The sequence below is a fragment of the uncultured Roseibium sp. genome (assembly GCF_947499295.1).
In the GTDB taxonomy this organism is placed as follows: domain Bacteria; phylum Pseudomonadota; class Alphaproteobacteria; order Rhizobiales; family Stappiaceae; genus Roseibium.
This window is the reverse complement of sequence record NZ_CANMNP010000006.1, coordinates 173,735-189,184: the sequence shown is the minus strand read 5'-3', so window position 1 is coordinate 189,184 and position 15,450 is coordinate 173,735. Positions and strand designations below refer to the sequence as shown.

Annotated in this window: 9 protein-coding genes; 1 reads left to right on the top strand and 8 read right to left on the bottom strand. The window is 55.0% G+C overall.

What is annotated here, in order from left to right:
- Positions 1 to 109: 109 nt before the first annotated feature.
- On the bottom strand, positions 110 to 2,446 hold the full coding sequence (locus Q0835_RS12130; RefSeq protein ID WP_298961449.1) for a WD40 repeat domain-containing protein: 2,337 nt from the start codon (positions 2,444 to 2,446) through the stop codon (positions 110 to 112).
- Positions 2,447 to 2,735: 289 nt separating this feature from the next.
- On the opposite strand from Q0835_RS12130, the gene galE reads away from it, so the two are divergent.
- Positions 2,736 to 3,764 (top strand): UDP-glucose 4-epimerase GalE, encoded by a 1,029-nt coding sequence (gene galE / locus Q0835_RS12125; RefSeq protein ID WP_298961445.1) that lies wholly within the window; start codon positions 2,736 to 2,738, stop codon positions 3,762 to 3,764.
- A gap of 104 nt (positions 3,765 to 3,868) precedes the next feature.
- Here galE and Q0835_RS12120 read toward each other — a convergent pair whose 3' ends face one another.
- The 7 genes from Q0835_RS12120 to Q0835_RS12090 form a co-directional block, all read right to left on the bottom strand.
- Positions 3,869 to 4,696: a glycoside hydrolase family 16 protein gene (locus tag Q0835_RS12120; protein WP_298961442.1), complete on the bottom strand. Its 828-nt coding sequence runs from the start codon at positions 4,694 to 4,696 to the stop codon at positions 3,869 to 3,871.
- Positions 4,693 to 6,036, bottom strand: coding sequence for a polysaccharide pyruvyl transferase family protein (locus Q0835_RS12115; RefSeq protein WP_298961439.1), 1,344 nt, complete (start codon positions 6,034 to 6,036; stop codon positions 4,693 to 4,695). The genes Q0835_RS12120 and Q0835_RS12115 overlap by 4 nt, the downstream gene beginning before the upstream one ends.
- 27 nt (positions 6,037 to 6,063) lie before the next feature.
- Complete coding sequence (locus Q0835_RS12110) at positions 6,064 to 8,877, bottom strand: glycosyltransferase (RefSeq protein WP_298961436.1); 2,814 nt, start codon at positions 8,875 to 8,877, stop codon at positions 6,064 to 6,066.
- A 6-nt stretch (positions 8,878 to 8,883) separates the two neighbouring features.
- The gene (locus Q0835_RS12105; RefSeq protein WP_298961433.1) at positions 8,884 to 10,413 is read right to left on the bottom strand and encodes a DUF6212 domain-containing protein; all 1,530 of its coding nucleotides are present in this window, start codon (positions 10,411 to 10,413) and stop codon (positions 8,884 to 8,886) included.
- Positions 10,414 to 10,635: 222 nt separating this feature from the next.
- Positions 10,636 to 11,823 (bottom strand): polysaccharide pyruvyl transferase family protein, encoded by a 1,188-nt coding sequence (locus Q0835_RS12100; protein WP_298961430.1) that lies wholly within the window; start codon positions 11,821 to 11,823, stop codon positions 10,636 to 10,638.
- Between the two features lie 19 nt (positions 11,824 to 11,842).
- Positions 11,843 to 13,192, bottom strand: a complete 1,350-nt coding sequence (locus Q0835_RS12095; RefSeq protein WP_298961429.1) for a glycosyltransferase family 4 protein — start codon at positions 13,190 to 13,192, stop codon at positions 11,843 to 11,845.
- Positions 13,189 to 15,450, bottom strand: a complete 2,262-nt coding sequence (locus tag Q0835_RS12090) for a hypothetical protein (RefSeq protein ID WP_298961427.1) — start codon at positions 15,448 to 15,450, stop codon at positions 13,189 to 13,191. Before Q0835_RS12090 ends, Q0835_RS12095 begins: the two co-directional genes overlap by 4 nt.

The following is a 15,450-nucleotide window of genomic DNA, read 5'->3' as shown; positions in this document are numbered from 1 at the left end:
AGCAAGATTTCGGAATAATTGCGTCGACGCTTGCAGAAATCAGAATTGCACCCAAAATGCTTGTCCACGGTGGAGAGCGGGCAATCTGAGAGCTTGTTGCAACCGGCTATCAATCAGGCATCGGGATCCTTATCAATCCATCCTTTTCAACCGATTGCAGCAACACGCCATGATCAGCCCGGAGACAGGTGCTTGCCGCCCAATCGCAGGAAACCCAGCCACTTTCTTGGCCGACCAGAAAAACTTTGCGCCGTCCTTCGAAGAGATCATGGCTTTCGACAAGACCCGCCTCGTCGCCCACAACAATTGCTCCCTCTGGCCCACCCCAATCGAGCCAATTGAACGTTCTCTGATCGCGATTGAACTCTCGAACCCACCAGCCATGTCTTGTCCCGTGGACACGCGCTGGCGCGAATTCAGACCCCGCGGCAATGAACTTTCCATCGGGCGACCAGACAAGAAACTGCGGGTAGTGTGAAAAGCTGGTTTCGCTCGTCAGAACATCGCCGCTGTTACGGTCCCAGATCACCACACGCGCGCGCATGGATGAAGCAAGCCGTGACCCGTCCGGCGACCAGGAAAGCTGAGTTGAATTATCGACGGTACAGCAAAAGACGCTTTTCGCCTCGCCTGTCCTTTCGTCCCAGACCTTGACCGTGCCGTCTTCTGAAGCACTCGCCAAAAGGTCCCCCTCCGGCGACCAGGCGAGGTTTTCAACACTGTCTTCATGGACTGCCGACTGGGAGATTTCGGCACCCGTCCCGGCGTCGAACAAGCGCACAACACTCTCGTCTCCGCCAGTGGCGATCATGGTACCATTCGGAGACCAGGCAACGGAACGAACTGCGTCCTGATGGCCCTCCAGGAGCCAAATCTGGTTGCCGGTGCGCGCCTCCCAAACGCGAGCGGTCTCGTCCCATGATCCGGTGGCAATTTGCGCGCTATCGGGCGACCAGGAGAGCGTCAGAATATCGTTGGTATGGCCGTTCAGAGCCGCAATCTTCCGACCTGTTGCCATGTCCCAGACGATGTTCACCTCTTCTCGGTCAGCGGACACCAAAAGTGAACCGTCGGGTGACCAGGCCAGAACATGGATCTCTGCCTCGTGACCCGTCAGTTCCTCAACCAGTTTCCCGCTTGTTTCGTCCCAGACGATGATACGCCCGTCCTCTAAAGCCATTGCGGCCAGACTTGAGACGGGCGACCAGGCAACGCGGTCGACTGGTTTTGCCTGACCGCGAACCGTCAGAGTTGTCTCCTGGCTCTTTCGATCCCAAATCCTGAGCGCATCATCGGAATACCCGGCAGCAAGACGTCCTCCATCCGGAGACCATTCCAGAGCACCAATCCAATTGTTTTCGTCCACTCTTGAATAGGTTTGGCCAAAGCTTTCTGTTTCCCAAAGCCGCAGTCCGCCATCATCGCCTGCGGCGGCGATCGCTCCTCCCTCAGGAGACCAGACAACGTTGACGCAGACATAGTCCGGACTTCCGCATGACAATTCAGCAATTGTTTTGCCCGACGCGACATCGACCACGCGCACGTCATTTGTGCCAAGCACAAATGCGATCTTCTGGCTATCTGGTGACCAGGCGATCCCCTTTTCGGCATCATCCTCGAAGTCAGCGACTTCAAGCACCAGCTCACCGGTATCGATATTCCAGACGCGCGCCGTGCGGTCCTGTGATCCAACGGCAAGAAATTCGGCATTCTGTGCCCAGGCCAACGAAAGAATGGTGTCGTCGAACCCTTTCAGAACATTGGTCTGTTCACCTGTTTCGGGATCAAATATCAATATATCGAAACTTGGATCAGAAGACGCATAGTCGGTTGAAGCAAGTGCGAGGTATTTGCCGCTTGGCGACCAGGCAAGTGCTTGTGCTGTTGAATAGGTCGCCGGAAAGAACTCACCGACATTTTCCCTAACCGACCACAGAGCGACCCCACCGGCCATCGTCGCGGCCACTTTTGATCCGTCAGGAGACCACGCAACAGCTGAATCTCCCGGCAGGCCTCCGTCAAATTCAACGATCAGGGAGCCCGTACGAGCGTCCCACAGCCGGGCCGGATCACCTTCAGCAGCAGTTGCAAGATACGTTCCGTCCGGAGACCAGGCCAGATCGGCCACCTCCCCCTTGTGACCAAAAAGGACGGCGCTCGCTTCACCTGTATCGACATTCCGGATGGTGATGAACGGACCCCATGGGGCCGTCGCGACACGTGTACCGTCTGGCGACCAGGCGATATAGTCGACTGCGGCCGCCCAATGGCCGGACAAACCAGCGATGAAGCCTTCGCTCAATTCGACCTTTTGCGATATCGGGCTTTTGTTTTCTTTCGTCTCTTCACCGGCAAAAGCGTTGCCAACGGCACACAGGCCGAGAAGGACAAGTATTCGCCGGAAGACCGTTTTCAGACAAAAGCGAAGAGCAATTGCGGGTTTCATGCAGCTGTCTCCAAGTCGCAATGGCAACTTGCTCATTATGACACTGCCAGTGGCCGCTTCCAAGAAATGCTTGGCTGGACGCGCTTCGGAGCTGCGCAAAACAGCCTCAAATCGAGACCTGAAGCGTTAACCAGCTTCAGTCGCCAAGAATAACACTTCAATTTATACGCCAATAACCCCTAGATCTATTTGTGATTCCAAGTAAAATTACAAAGTAAGAAAGCTAAAATACTTCGAATTTCGAATTAAATTAGCTTTATTATAGTATTAATTACTTGAAGAGGTCCAGATGACTGTACTCATCACCGGGGGCGCTGGTTACATTGGCTCCCATTGCTGTTTGACATTCCTTCAGGCAGGACATGACATCGTCGTCGTGGACAACTTGTCCAATGCCAGCGATGTGAGCTTGGACCGGGTGGCGTCGATAACCGGCGCGAACGTCGCGTTGGAGATCGGCGATATCCGCGACCAGTCAAAAATCGAGGAGATCATGAAACGGTACGGCTGCACTGCGGTTGTACACTTTGCCGGCCTGAAGGCGGTCGGGGAATCGACCCGAATGCCGCTTGCCTACTATGACAACAACGTGGTCGGCACTCACAGTCTTTTGTCGGCAATGGCAAACTGCGGCGTGAAGCAATTGATCTTTTCATCTTCCGCTACGGTCTATGGAGAGCCTCAGTTTCTGCCCCTCACCGAAAATCATCCGACCAGCGCGGTCAATCCATACGGCCGAACCAAACTGATGATTGAAGACATGTTGCGCGATACCGCGGCAAGCGATCCAACATGGCAGTTCGGTATCCTGCGGTATTTCAATCCGGTCGGTGCGCATGAGAGCGGGCTCGTCGGCGAAGACCCGCAAGGCATTCCGAACAACCTCATGCCGTTCATCACACAAGTTGCGGATGGGCGACGGACTGAACTCGCGGTCTTCGGCAACGACTACGACACACCGGACGGCACCGGTGTGCGTGACTACATCCATGTTGTTGATCTCGTGGAAGGACATTTGCGGGCACATGAAATCCTGGCTTCCGGGTCCGCCCCTTCAAACTGTTTTGCAGTCAATCTGGGCACCGGTAATGGCTACAGTGTTCTGCAGATGGTCAAGGCCTTCGAGAGGGCGTCCAACAAACAGATCCGCTATTCCTTCGCGCCACGCCGAAGCGGAGATGTTGCCGAGTGCTATGCCGATACACATCTTGCCGAGAACCTTTTGAACTGGAAGGCAGTCCGCGGTCTCGATGACATGTGCAGAGATACCTGGAAATGGGTTCTCAACAACCCGCGCGGCTATGAAACTGCAGCCTGAACAAAAGATTGCCCATCCAAACAGGAAAGCCGGCACACTGCCGGCTTTTTTGTCTCATTCTGTCGGCAAAGCAGTTCCAGCTCACGCACTGTTTCCCGATACCACTACTGCTGAAAGTCCCGAAACACCCTAACGCTGCGGACCGCCGTAGCCGCCCCAACCACGTCACCATCATTCTTTCCAGCAAATGGGGCGACGGCATTGCTCAAGAGAACCAGAGCTGGGGTATGAGCAAACTCATTCGGCGCATCAAAGACTTCCAGGTCATCGACATAAAAGCGGAAGCGATTGCTGGTCCATAGCATTGCATACCGGTGAAATGCATCGTCCAGACGGACATGTGCGCGATAGCTTGCTGCCAGCACATCCTTTTGAGGACGCCAGCGCCGTGCGGTGACCTGAACGATATTGGGATATTTGACTTCGGCGACATCCAGTTCGAAATGGGTGTTACCCTCGGTCCTGCGATCCGACACCAGCCAAAAGGCATTGTTGACGCCTGCTTCGCGTGCAATACGCATCTCACATTCGAAATACCCGTAGGTTTGACGGAAGTCTCTTGTGCGAATGTATCCGCCGGTGAACGGTCGCTCCGGATCTGATTGATGCCCAAGACGAAGGTTCAGTTCACCATTTGCAAGCTCAACGTTCTTTGGAAATCGCATTGTCTTGTGACCGTCGCCACCAATCCGCACACGTTCCCATGCCTTGTCAAACTGCCTCCGGTTGCTGAAGTCTTCCCGAAACGTAAGTGCCCATTCTCCCTTCGTCTGTTGAAGCGGCGTCGGCAGATCAATCGAGGACAAGGCAAACAGCGGCGCGGGCACCGCCAGGGAGGCAGCACCTGCCAGCGTACCGGCCGCCAGTCCTGAAAGGAATTTCCGGCGGCTCACCACGTCTTCTGTATCGGGGTCGATGTGCAGACTGCTCAACTTGCCAGTTTTTCCTTGGCGTCCGGAGCTGTCTTCTCACGCAGCTTCAGTTCCAGGTTCCACGCCCGGCTGCGCAGCGTCTCGATTTCGCCTGTCATGAAGTCCACTTCATTCCTGAACCAGCCGGTAACGTCCTCGACCGACTGCTCCACCCGAACGAGATTTGGCTTGACCAGCGGTTGCTCCGGTGGCGATGCAACCGGCTTTGCAAGCACATGGTTCAGACCATTTTCCGTAAGGAAGCGATAATACTCCGCATAGTTCAAACGGTAGACATGCTGTACCTTGGAGAAATCGGCACTTTCGAAAATGCGCTCCAGATTGATCGGCAGATAGTCTTCAATCTCGACCGAAGGGATGGCGAACAGCGTCGACAATTCGCGTATCCGGCTGTCATAGGTAAAGAACACTGCGGGAATACCCTGGTGAAGACCGATCACATTGCCGTGGAGACGAAACCCGACAAGAACGTCGACGTTTTCTCTGGCATCGGCTGCCCATTCGTCAACATCAAAGAAGGCCTGCATGCGATCACTCACAAGCGCCTCGACATCCTTGTCTCCCTCAAGGTGATACTTGTTGAGGATCGACTGAATGTGCTTCTGCTTGGCCTCTCCAGTCTCGAAAATCGCGAGCGTTTCTTCGCGTTCTCCTTGCGAATACAGGCGGTTTGCCGAGCGTTTGGCGACAGCTTGAATAAGCGCCCTTTGCATCCTGTTCGTCTTTGTGGCGTTGGAGGCATAGTCGGCCGACAGGTATTTGTTGAGCGTTAGACCCACCCGGGCATTGGCCGGATCCAGCGGCTTGATTTCAATGGACGGCCTCAGGTTCCGATAGAAACTCGGGCATCCGATGATCCGGATGTTCTTGATGCCGATATCGTTGAAGACTTCGGCACTGTAAACACCGCGCACGCCGATGGTTTCGCATTTGTCTGCAATGATCTTCCACGCTTCCACACTGCCCTTTGGCAGCTCAAGTTTCTTGTATTTTGCCGCCTGCGCACCAACGCCTACCGGAACAATTGGTCCTTTCAACTTTTTCAAAAGCGGAATGACATTACCAATGTCCACTGTCTCGGTGAGATAGTTCGACCCCCGAATAACGGTCGCGTCGTAGTCGTCCTTCGGCCACAGTTTTTCATCTGCGGCATGTGCAAACTGAACATTGGTGATCTGGTCGTAGGCCAGCGCTTTGAGCATCGCGTCATAAACCAGGACGTCGCCGGTATTGATGCCGCCGCGCGCAAATGCCGACAAGGGATCATCGATTTTCAGGAACGCCGATTTGTTACCCGGCTTGACGGCAGCGCCGCCATTGAGAACGAAGAGCTTTTTCATGTGATAGAAACCTTTCCAAATGAGGGCTCAAACCCTTCGATTACCGGACCGACGATTGCCGGTTTCGCTGATGCCTCGGGGGAAACTCGTTGGTTTGCGAGCCGGCCCTTGGGTGGCCTGAGACCGGGACACTTGAGGGCTGGGTGCCTTGGCGCGCCGGATGCTCTGCAAATGATCGGGGAACCAGGTGTGAAGCTGGCGCAAGAACGGCTGGAGGCTTTTTTCCCAACTGCGTTCCGCGCTCCGCGAAGCAGCGTTTGCTGATAGCGTCTGGAGCAGTTTTTCGGATTTCGACAAGGCCTCAAGCGCCACGATCAGATCGTGCGTTGCCACCCCGTCATCGTCCGCACGCAACAGCAGCCCGTCGACCTTGTGGTCGATCAATTCGTCGACGGCGCCGACATCCGTTGCAATCGGAATGCAACCGAGACGCTGTGCCTCGATGATTGTCAGCGGCGCGCCTTCCCATCTTGAAGGCAGCACAAAGACATCCGCCCAGGCCATCAGGCGGCTCAAATGGCGATTGTCATAAATCGGCGGATCGACTCGTATACCGACTTCAGCGAACCGGTCTTTCCACGATCCACCTATGTCGGCATCCATGACATCCGATCCGACAATGCGCCAGTCGATGCCGATGCCGCGCTGTTTAAGCGCTCGTCCTGCGGCAAAGATCCGCTCAATGCCCTTCTGCCTGTCCAGACGACCGAGAAAAACCGCCCTCAACCTGCCGTCCCGGCCAAGCTTCCGGCTCTCCGCAAGAGCCTTTGCATCCTCGACTGCAAGCGGATAACCGGCGGCATTGGGAATGTGCAACAGCTTGGCCATCGGCACGCCCATGCCGTGCAACCATTCCGCCATGTCCCGCGAACATGTCAGTACGCTGTCATAGATATGCTCATAGGCGAGCGTGAGATAAGGATGACCCGCGGGCCGGCCCAGTTCGGAACTGTCCAGGACGTGCACATAGTTGACGACCTTGACACCGCGCCGCCTGAGTTCGCCGAATATCGCATTTGCGGGAGCCAGCTGGTTGTTGATGACGACGTCCAGCCCTGACAAGAAGCCAAGCACTTCTTCCGAGCGGGCATACTCGTCATGTCCCATCAGCAATTCATGGCCGGAGAACATGTTCGGCCCGCCCCACAACGGATAGTCATCAGCGAGAAAATTGATGCTCTCGAAAACGCCATCATTGTCGGCAATGCGGTTGTAGACGGGTTTCCCCAATACATAGAGGTGGACCTCGCAGCCGGCGTTTTTCAGAACGCGAGCCGACGCATACGCAACCTTCTCTACACCGCCATATGTGGCGATCGGCAACAGCAGCCCAACGCGAAGCCGCTTTGTCTTCGATGCCAGGCGCGGCATGATCGGCGATGCACCGACACTATGTCTGAGCAGCTCATAATATTTGCTGCGCTCCGGAAAATAGACCGACCGCCAGATCCAGCGCTTGTCGGGTCCGTGCCGATATCCCGATTCCCGCAGCGCACCGAGCGTTGCCAGCAGGCTGTTGGTAGCAGAAAGAGCTGTTCCCTGAATATTTTCGGCTGAAAACGGTCCTCTGATCACGATTTCGGCAATCTTCGGGGATGGGTTCGCCCCCCTCAACGTCCTGATCCAGTCGTCGGATTTGTCTTCCACGCATTGCTTCATGATGCTGAGCGAACACATCCAGCCTAGTGGCTTCTTGGAAAGTTCAGCACCTTCACCAAGTGTATTCACGTCAATTGCAAGCTTGTCTTTGTCGCTTTCAAAACGCAGTGCCACAAAATGGTGCGACGCGGAGAGCCGCTCACCGAGCCAAAGCACATTGTGCAACAGACCGCAGCTTCTGAGCGCTGCCCTGTGTGCCGGAGACAGCCAGAGCCAAAAGGGCGGCACGCCGAAGGTTTCCGGCTCGGCTTGCGCCGACCAGAAGGTCTTCACGAATTCCTCAATGCTGTGCGTTTCGTGTTGCGCCAAAGGATCGGTGAACAAATCCACCAGATAAGTGTCTGCTCCAAAAGCAACGAAACGGGGAGCTTCTTCGTGTTCCCAGCCCAGCAGCGTGTCTGTCGAGAACAGCTTTTTGTGCTTGTCCTTAATGTAACTCAGGATGCTGTCGCGCGTGCGGTTTGAGTCCCGCAACATGCTTTCTGCGCGCTGCCGATATTCGAACCCGAAGAACGGATAGTTCGATCCCTTGAAACCAAGGGAGATCGCTTGAAGCCAAAAATCCCAGTCCTCGAAGCCGGACTTCATGCTTTCGTCGAAACGAACGCCGGCGTCGAGGAGGGATCTGGAGACCAGGCTGCCGGCCTCACAGATATTGTCGAAAGTGACATGCAGAAGACGGGAATACTCAGTCGTGTAGTTGCCGTTCCACTCAATCCCGAACTTGTCGATGTTGGGATAGACCCAGTCTATGTCGTCATCAGAGCGCATAAAGTCCATAAGCACCCGGATTGCGCTTGGCGTGATCCGATTGTCGGCATCCAGGAAGTAGATTGCCTCAAGATCGGAAAAACTGCGCAAGGCAAAATCGATCCCGTAGTTACGCGCAGAACTCAGACCACCATTTGCCTTCTTCAGATAGTAGACATTCTCATGAGCCAACGCGTAAGCGCGGGCGGTCTGACCGGTTTCTGGATACGGGCAACCATCGTCAACGATGATCACCGCGATGTTGAAAGGCGCTTCCTGCTCCAAGGCAGCGTCGATCGCCTCTGTCAACAGAACCGAGTGCTTGAACACCGGAATAACGATCGCAACAGTGGCCGTTGGCATGCCGGAACCACCGAATATTGCATGACGCACATTCGGCAATCCCGGTCTTGAACCTGTTTGTTGAAGCATGTCGGCCTACCCGCTCACAACAGCGCGGAAATTGCCGAATTTTGCCCAGGCGAAATCATTACCGCCCGGCTCGCTCATACGTGTTGCGAAATAGACATTCTGCCAGACGCCGATCTGCTCGCTGGCAAATGCGCTGACGTGAGCCGTCTCGCCGTAGGTCACCGAACTCCAGCCGGAAAAGGCTTCACCAACCGTCTGTTCCCGTTCCCCGGAAAGGAGCGATTTGGCAGCAGTCAGATCCTGCGCAACCACAATGGCAAATTCGATATCAGCAGCCTGACTGTTGTCGATAAAGGCCTTGGCCGACATACGGATGACCTGCGGTGGGCAAGCGGCTGGCAACTGACCAATCGTCATGCCTTCCGCAGGTGGATGGCAACCGATCGCGCGCTCTGTCGGAAGCGGCATGATGGCCTCGAAGTCGAAGGACACCTCGTCGGAATTGGCAAGACTTGCGTGTTCGAGAATACCAGGGGCAATCGGCACATCCCGAAAGCCTTCGTCAAGATCGACCTGTTGCGATTGGGCCGGTATGTAGTTGGCGTGCTGCGGCATGGAAACGCCTGGAATACCGCCCCAGACCTGAAGCGCGAGACTGTTTTTCAGCACTGACACACCGTTGGCGGCATCCCGCACCTGGAACATGTCGACAGGTTGCAACCCGCCCACGGACAAACGCGGCACGTCTTCTTCGGTTTGTTCGGACTGAAGGCGGAATTCCAGTGTCCGTTTCAACCCGGCGGTTGACCGCGACAACCCAAATATATTCCAGCCGGACGCAAGGTCTCCGCTTGAAAAATGCCAGGTGTCGACGATCCGAAGATCTTCCAGCGTCATGAGCTGCGCGCGCAGCTTGATGTCCGGCCGGGAGCCGGCTTGTTCGACATGAAGCGCAATGCCGCTGACGCCAGAGCTTGGCACAGGGAGGATCTGAGTTATGCCGTCAGCTGAAGCACTTGCAAGCACGTTCGGATTGAGAGGATTTTCGGCTGGTTCATTGCTGAACAAAAGGTCGAGCGGCTGAAGACCGTGCCTGTTCAAAAACGCTTCAAGCGCTGCAAAACGGTTTTGAAGATCGTCGTTGAGGCTGCGGAGCGTCTTGAGCTCCCGGCTGGAAAGCACCAAGCGGCGCGCACCTGATATGACATGCTCAGACACCAGCCCCACGAGCGAGGAGATTGCTTCCACTTCACCGCTGCGCCCCCAGCCGATGACCGGCGGCAGCTGTGTCACGCCTCTGTGTTGCAGCCATTTGAGAAAACTATCTTTCTCATCGCTAGCAGAAGGATCCATGATGACTGCAAGCGGCAAGAGAGGAGCTTCCGAGACTTGAAAGCGTCCGGAATTCTCGTCCGTGAATTGCGCATAACCTTCCTCAACACCCTCAAACCAGACGGTTTTGACCGCCTCCAAAAGCGAGCCAGGAATATCCTGACGAGAGACACCGACGACGACAAGCGTCAGCTCCTTGAGGAGCAGGATCTCCCTGGATGAGTTGTTTACCGGAAACGCATCTTGTGTGGCCACGACTGACATTCAAGCCCCCAATAGAACTACGAAACGGCCCTCAGCAAAAGGAACGCCTCTTAATCAAGTATACAATCCGAAGATTCATGATTATTTGTGACAATAATGCGGCGCAACATAGAAATTTGTCAAACTTTTTATCTGTTTATATTATTCAATATTTTATCTATTATAATAAGAACTATTATTATAAGAAAAATACTTTTAATATACTTTCAATTTCGAAATAAATTACATGGCCACGGCAGTTCGCGGATGGCTCTGAGGCGTTCTATCGCGCATAAAGTGAGCCACACGATTCTCGCTCAGAAAATCGCTCATGATGAAATAGGTATCGGCATAGGCGCGATTGAATGTGTCGAAGAGGCTCTGGTCCCAGAAGTCTCGTAGCCGAAAAACCTGATCACTGAAAACGTCGAAGCTGGGGATGCTGAATGTATCTGCAAATTCGCGTGTACGGCTGTCATAGGTGAAGTAGAGGGCCGGAACACCGTTGGCCAATGCCATGAGATTTCCGTGCAGGCGATAACCAAGGACGAAGTCACAAGCCTTTACGCAAGCGTCGTAGTCGGCAACTACGTCGGAATAGAACAGTCGGTTTCTGTAAAGAGCTTCAATCTCGTCATCGAGATACCATTCGCTTACCCAGGCATTCTTGCGCAACGAAGCAATTGCCTCCTCGCCCTGATCGGGCGTTCCCAGAACCAGCTTCTTCTCTTCAAGCTCGCCCTGCGCCATGAGGACGGTATCGAAGCGGCCCGCAACCGATTTGATGAGGTCTCGATGGAAAGTCAGGTATTGCCGGATATCCTTTGCATATGCAGGCGACACTTCACGCCGGACCGTTACGCCGACTTTCCTGACATCGTCGATATTCGGCAGTCGGATTTTCAAATCAGGATCATTGTGTCGAAAGGCTGTCGGGCAACCGATCACTCTGGTGTTTGTGATCCCGATATCCGCAAGAATCTCAGCTGTATAGTTACCGCGAACGCCGATCGAAGCGGTCGAATCCGAGATCAAACGCAACACATTCCGAGTGGTTTCTGACAAGGACAGTTTTCCGTCGACCGGCGCCTGAGCACCGATCCCGAATGCCAGCACCGGCAGCTGAAGCCGGTTCAGGACTTTTTCCGACAGCTCCCAATTCATCTGCTCGTTGATGTAGTTGGAACCGCGGAGCACGACATAGTCGAATTCTTCACGCAGCCGGTCGATTTCGGCCGGATTGAAGTCCCGGATCGTAAGCGTTTCCAGCTTGTCGAAATTCAGCAGTTTAAGTGAAGAATCGAAGACAAAGGCGTCACCAATATTGTGGTAATGATTGATATTGCGCTGAATGTCCCGGTGGCTGTACCAACGCACATTGTTATGATCATAAACTTCGCCGGAGGGTATCATCACGAGGATACGGGACATTCCGGTTTCCTTTGCTTTTTCAGGCACTTTGCTTGAGGGTATCCGGCAAGCCCGCTAGAGCTGCTGAACGGCCGTCCATAGCATTTCGATAAAGGACAGCGTGCTCTCCGGCGCTCTCCAGATGGGTTTTTGGGGGCTGGATACCAGCCCGAAGGCGGCTCCACAGATCTTGGTCCGTGAGGGCTTCGCACATACGGTCAGCGAGATCTTCCGGGCTTGCTACACGGGCATGCAGACCGTCGATTCCCGGGCGAACCTTTTCGGCCATGCCCCCAATATCGCTGCAGATGATCGGGCGACCGTGGAAAAACGCTTCTTGAATGATCACGGGGGAGTTTTCCCACCAGACCGACGGCATCATTATCCAGTCTGCCTGCTGTACAAGAGAAGGCATGTCGGTATTCTGATAACTTCCTGCAAATCGGACGCGTTTCCCGGCGGCTTCCAGCAGGTCACCGATCTTTTGACGAAACTCTTCAGGTTGCCGCTCCAGATTGCCACCGTGAATCGTCAGCGTGGCATCATCGCCCCAGACGCTCTGGGGTATCCTCTGAACCGCGTCCAGCAGGACATCGATACCCTTGTAAGGGGTCATCTGACCGAAAAAAGCAAAACGGCACCGACGTTCAGAGCTTCCGGTAACCGGGCGAACTTCCGCCGCTTCGCCCACATTCAAGCCGTTCTCAATGACCGAGATCTTGTTTTCAGGCAGGCCCCAGGCAACATAGCGTTCCGCCAGAAACCGGCTTGGAGAAACATAACCGTCGGCAACACTCAGCATGGCTTGAATGAACTGCCGACGTCGCAAGAACGTTCCAGGTGCAATGTCCGGAAAACAGCCGTGACAGGCGATTGGGGATGCTGCCTTACACAGCTTGTGGCCTTTCGTTTTGACCATTTGCCCGTGATGGTGGCAGATCGAGAGGAATTCGTGGAATGTCACCAGAATGACAGCATCCGGCAATGCCTCGCGCACCGTATAGAGCGCTTCCAGACCCAATCCGATGAAATGGTGAAAATGCACGACATCCGGACGAAGTGTGCGCACGAAGCGGCGCAGATCCCTGCACAGGTCGCCAGTATTGCGGTTGGAGACAAGAAAAGGATCGTAGTCGTCTGCATGAAAGAGCAATTCGTCATCGGCATCATCAACCCCCATCAGGGCGGATTGACCGTGCCTCGGATACTCGTTTCCAACCCGTGCAAGGAAAAAGGACTGCGTTCCCGGTTGGGCCTTTAAGCCGAGATGAAGATTGTAGGATGCGACTTCCGCGCCGCCGAGTGAAAGCGTCGGATGCCCATGGGAAATGATCAGCACACGCAAGGTGTCGTCCGAGATCTTCGCCGTGTCAGAAGTCGACCCGGTCATGCCCTGTCCTCCGCCAATTCCGGTAAAACTGGCAGCCAGAAGCGGTCGAAACTGCGCCGGTCGATATCGGCAACAAGTTTTTTCCAGTTGGCATTGGACAGCGAACCATCATCAGCGTGGATCATTTCCACCTGCGGCACCCAGACAGAACCGACCCCGGAAAGCTTCAATCGCAAAGCCGCATCAAGGCCCTTCTCGTCAGTGCCTAGATAGTTCCGGGAAAACCCGCCCGCTTCTGCAAGTGCCGACCGGGACATGATACAACAGTCAAACGGCACAGCGGCGACCTTTGTTGTTTCCGCCCCCAAAAGGGTCCGGCGCGGGTAACCGAGATAGTGTTGTTTCAGTTGGTGACGTCCGTCATCCAGTTCGATCCAGGCACCGCCCCATCTGATGGTGTCGTCTTCATAAAGGATGGTAGGTGCCACCAAAGGGGCTTCATCGTGAACCTGGAAAGCCGAATGCAGTGCCTCCAACCAGCCGGGAGCGCGTGGCAGCATGGCGGAAGAAAGACAGACGATTGTGTCGCACGGTGCTTCACCGGCGCCGGCCTGGATCGCGTCGAGCGCGTCCCCGGCATGGCTCACCAGAACCAACCGAACAGACAGCCCGAAAAAACCGGCGATCCGGCGAAAGTCTTCAATCTGCTCCTGCCCCATCTCATCAGATATCGCCAAGACGATAGGCAGACCCTTCAAGCTCGGATCGAGCGCACAAAGAGAGAGCAGAACTCTGGATCTTTCAAAGTCGTCATCCAGCCCAACAACCAGTGCAAGCGGCGCATTTTCCGGGAAAGGACCCAGGTCGTAGATTTCACAGACTGCGGGATCCGGAGCTTCCGCTGCCTGAACAAAAGGCAGAAAGTGGCGCTCAAGGACGTCAGGACGAAAAGCTGTCGCAGGATCTAGCCCGGAAATCAGCCGCCGCAATGCCGGCTTGAGCAGCGCCCGGCCAAGGGCAATCGGAGCGAAGGCCGATCTGCCGTCTTTCAGGACGAGTTCAAGATATGCCTCTTGAAACACGGCTCCGTCCTGCGCTGGAACATGAGCAAGAAATCCATGGCGCTGTTTTGCATCCGGCCCATTCAGGAACGGTGACAGTGTTTCGAACGCACTGGTCACATCTGGCCGCCGCTGTTGTGTCCAGCGTGCATCAAGTCTGCAACTTGTCCCATCTGAACGAAACAGCACGGCCTCGACACGCTCTTCCGGGTCCAGCAGCCAGCCGGAAAGCAGCGCACCAGCACGATCTACACAGGCGCTGAAATCGATGCCGACACGGACCGGGACATCCAACTCGCTTACAGTTTCCCGGCCATCGAAACGTTTGCCTGCCTCTTCCAAAAGGGCCCTGCCGTCGCCTGCTGGGGAGAGCTTCGGCAGGAGGGACCGGATGTGCGACGGCAGGGCCCTGACCGGGAGCACTGACTTGCGTTCATGAACATGAACTGCATTCCAGCCCGCCCGGCTTCGAACAAAGATCTTTCGGAGAGATTGGACATCTGCCTTGTTTTCGACAGCAAGAAGACCGGAAAATCCAAATGCCTTGCCTCCGGTGTCCTTGCGTTCAAAAAGTCCACTTGTAAACGCTCCGATCTGAAGGCTGTCTCCCAAGACGAAAACACGGCTTGTACCTGCGGGGATGGCCTTGGCCCAACCCTGCAGATAAATGTCGCCCTCATCGAACGCTCCCAGAATTTCCACAAATCCGTCGCACCCCGAGAAACCATCAACAAGTCTGGCCGTTGTGTCCATCGCATCGGGCGTTGCGCCGCCGTTCAGCAGCGCTTGAACCAGGCTGTCGATCACATCCGGTTCTGTCTGGGACGAAAGTTCACTCACCTTGCCAAAGAAACTCTGGAGGTCATCTGCCCGCGACTTGAAACCATATGGATGAGAATGGCCCTGACACCGGATCGTCAGGCGCTCAGGCCGGATATCCAGCCCGTTTGGCAGGGAAAGAATGGCAACAAATGGAGTTTTGCTGCCCTTCAGCTGTCCATCGTGCTGCAACACGGCAACTGTGCAGAATACAGTCGCCTTCGGATCGTCATTGAGAACGGCCGGCCAGCTTCCGGAAATTACATTTCCAACGCCCGCGACCAGAAGTGTTTCGCGATCAAGACCGGCACAAAGAAGTGAATGCCCGTCCACCGGAACGCAGGATCTATCCGTTCTATCATTCTTGGAAGCTGCGTTCTGGCGCTGCCGTGTATTCGGCAACTTTTTCACTCCCTCCAAAGTGACGACTGGCTCCAT

Excerpts from the sequence above, each read along its gene's own strand:
- Q0835_RS12130 (WP_298961449.1), bottom strand. The coding sequence starts at position 2,446 with ATGAAACCCGCAATTGCTCTTCGCTTTTGTCTGAAAACGGTCTTCCGG.
- galE (WP_298961445.1), top strand. The coding sequence starts at position 2,736 with ATGACTGTACTCATCACCGGGGGCGCTGGTTACATTGGCTCCCATTGC.
- Q0835_RS12115 (WP_298961439.1), bottom strand. The coding sequence starts at position 6,036 with ATGAAAAAGCTCTTCGTTCTCAATGGCGGCGCTGCCGTCAAGCCGGGT.
- Q0835_RS12110 (WP_298961436.1), bottom strand. The coding sequence starts at position 8,877 with ATGCTTCAACAAACAGGTTCAAGACCGGGATTGCCGAATGTGCGTCAT.
- Q0835_RS12105 (WP_298961433.1), bottom strand. The coding sequence starts at position 10,413 with ATGTCAGTCGTGGCCACACAAGATGCGTTTCCGGTAAACAACTCATCC.
- Q0835_RS12100 (WP_298961430.1), bottom strand. The coding sequence starts at position 11,823 with ATGTCCCGTATCCTCGTGATGATACCCTCCGGCGAAGTTTATGATCAT.
- Q0835_RS12095 (WP_298961429.1), bottom strand. The coding sequence starts at position 13,192 with ATGACCGGGTCGACTTCTGACACGGCGAAGATCTCGGACGACACCTTG.
- Q0835_RS12090 (WP_298961427.1), bottom strand. The coding sequence starts at position 15,450 with ATGGAGCCAGTCGTCACTTTGGAGGGAGTGAAAAAGTTGCCGAATACA.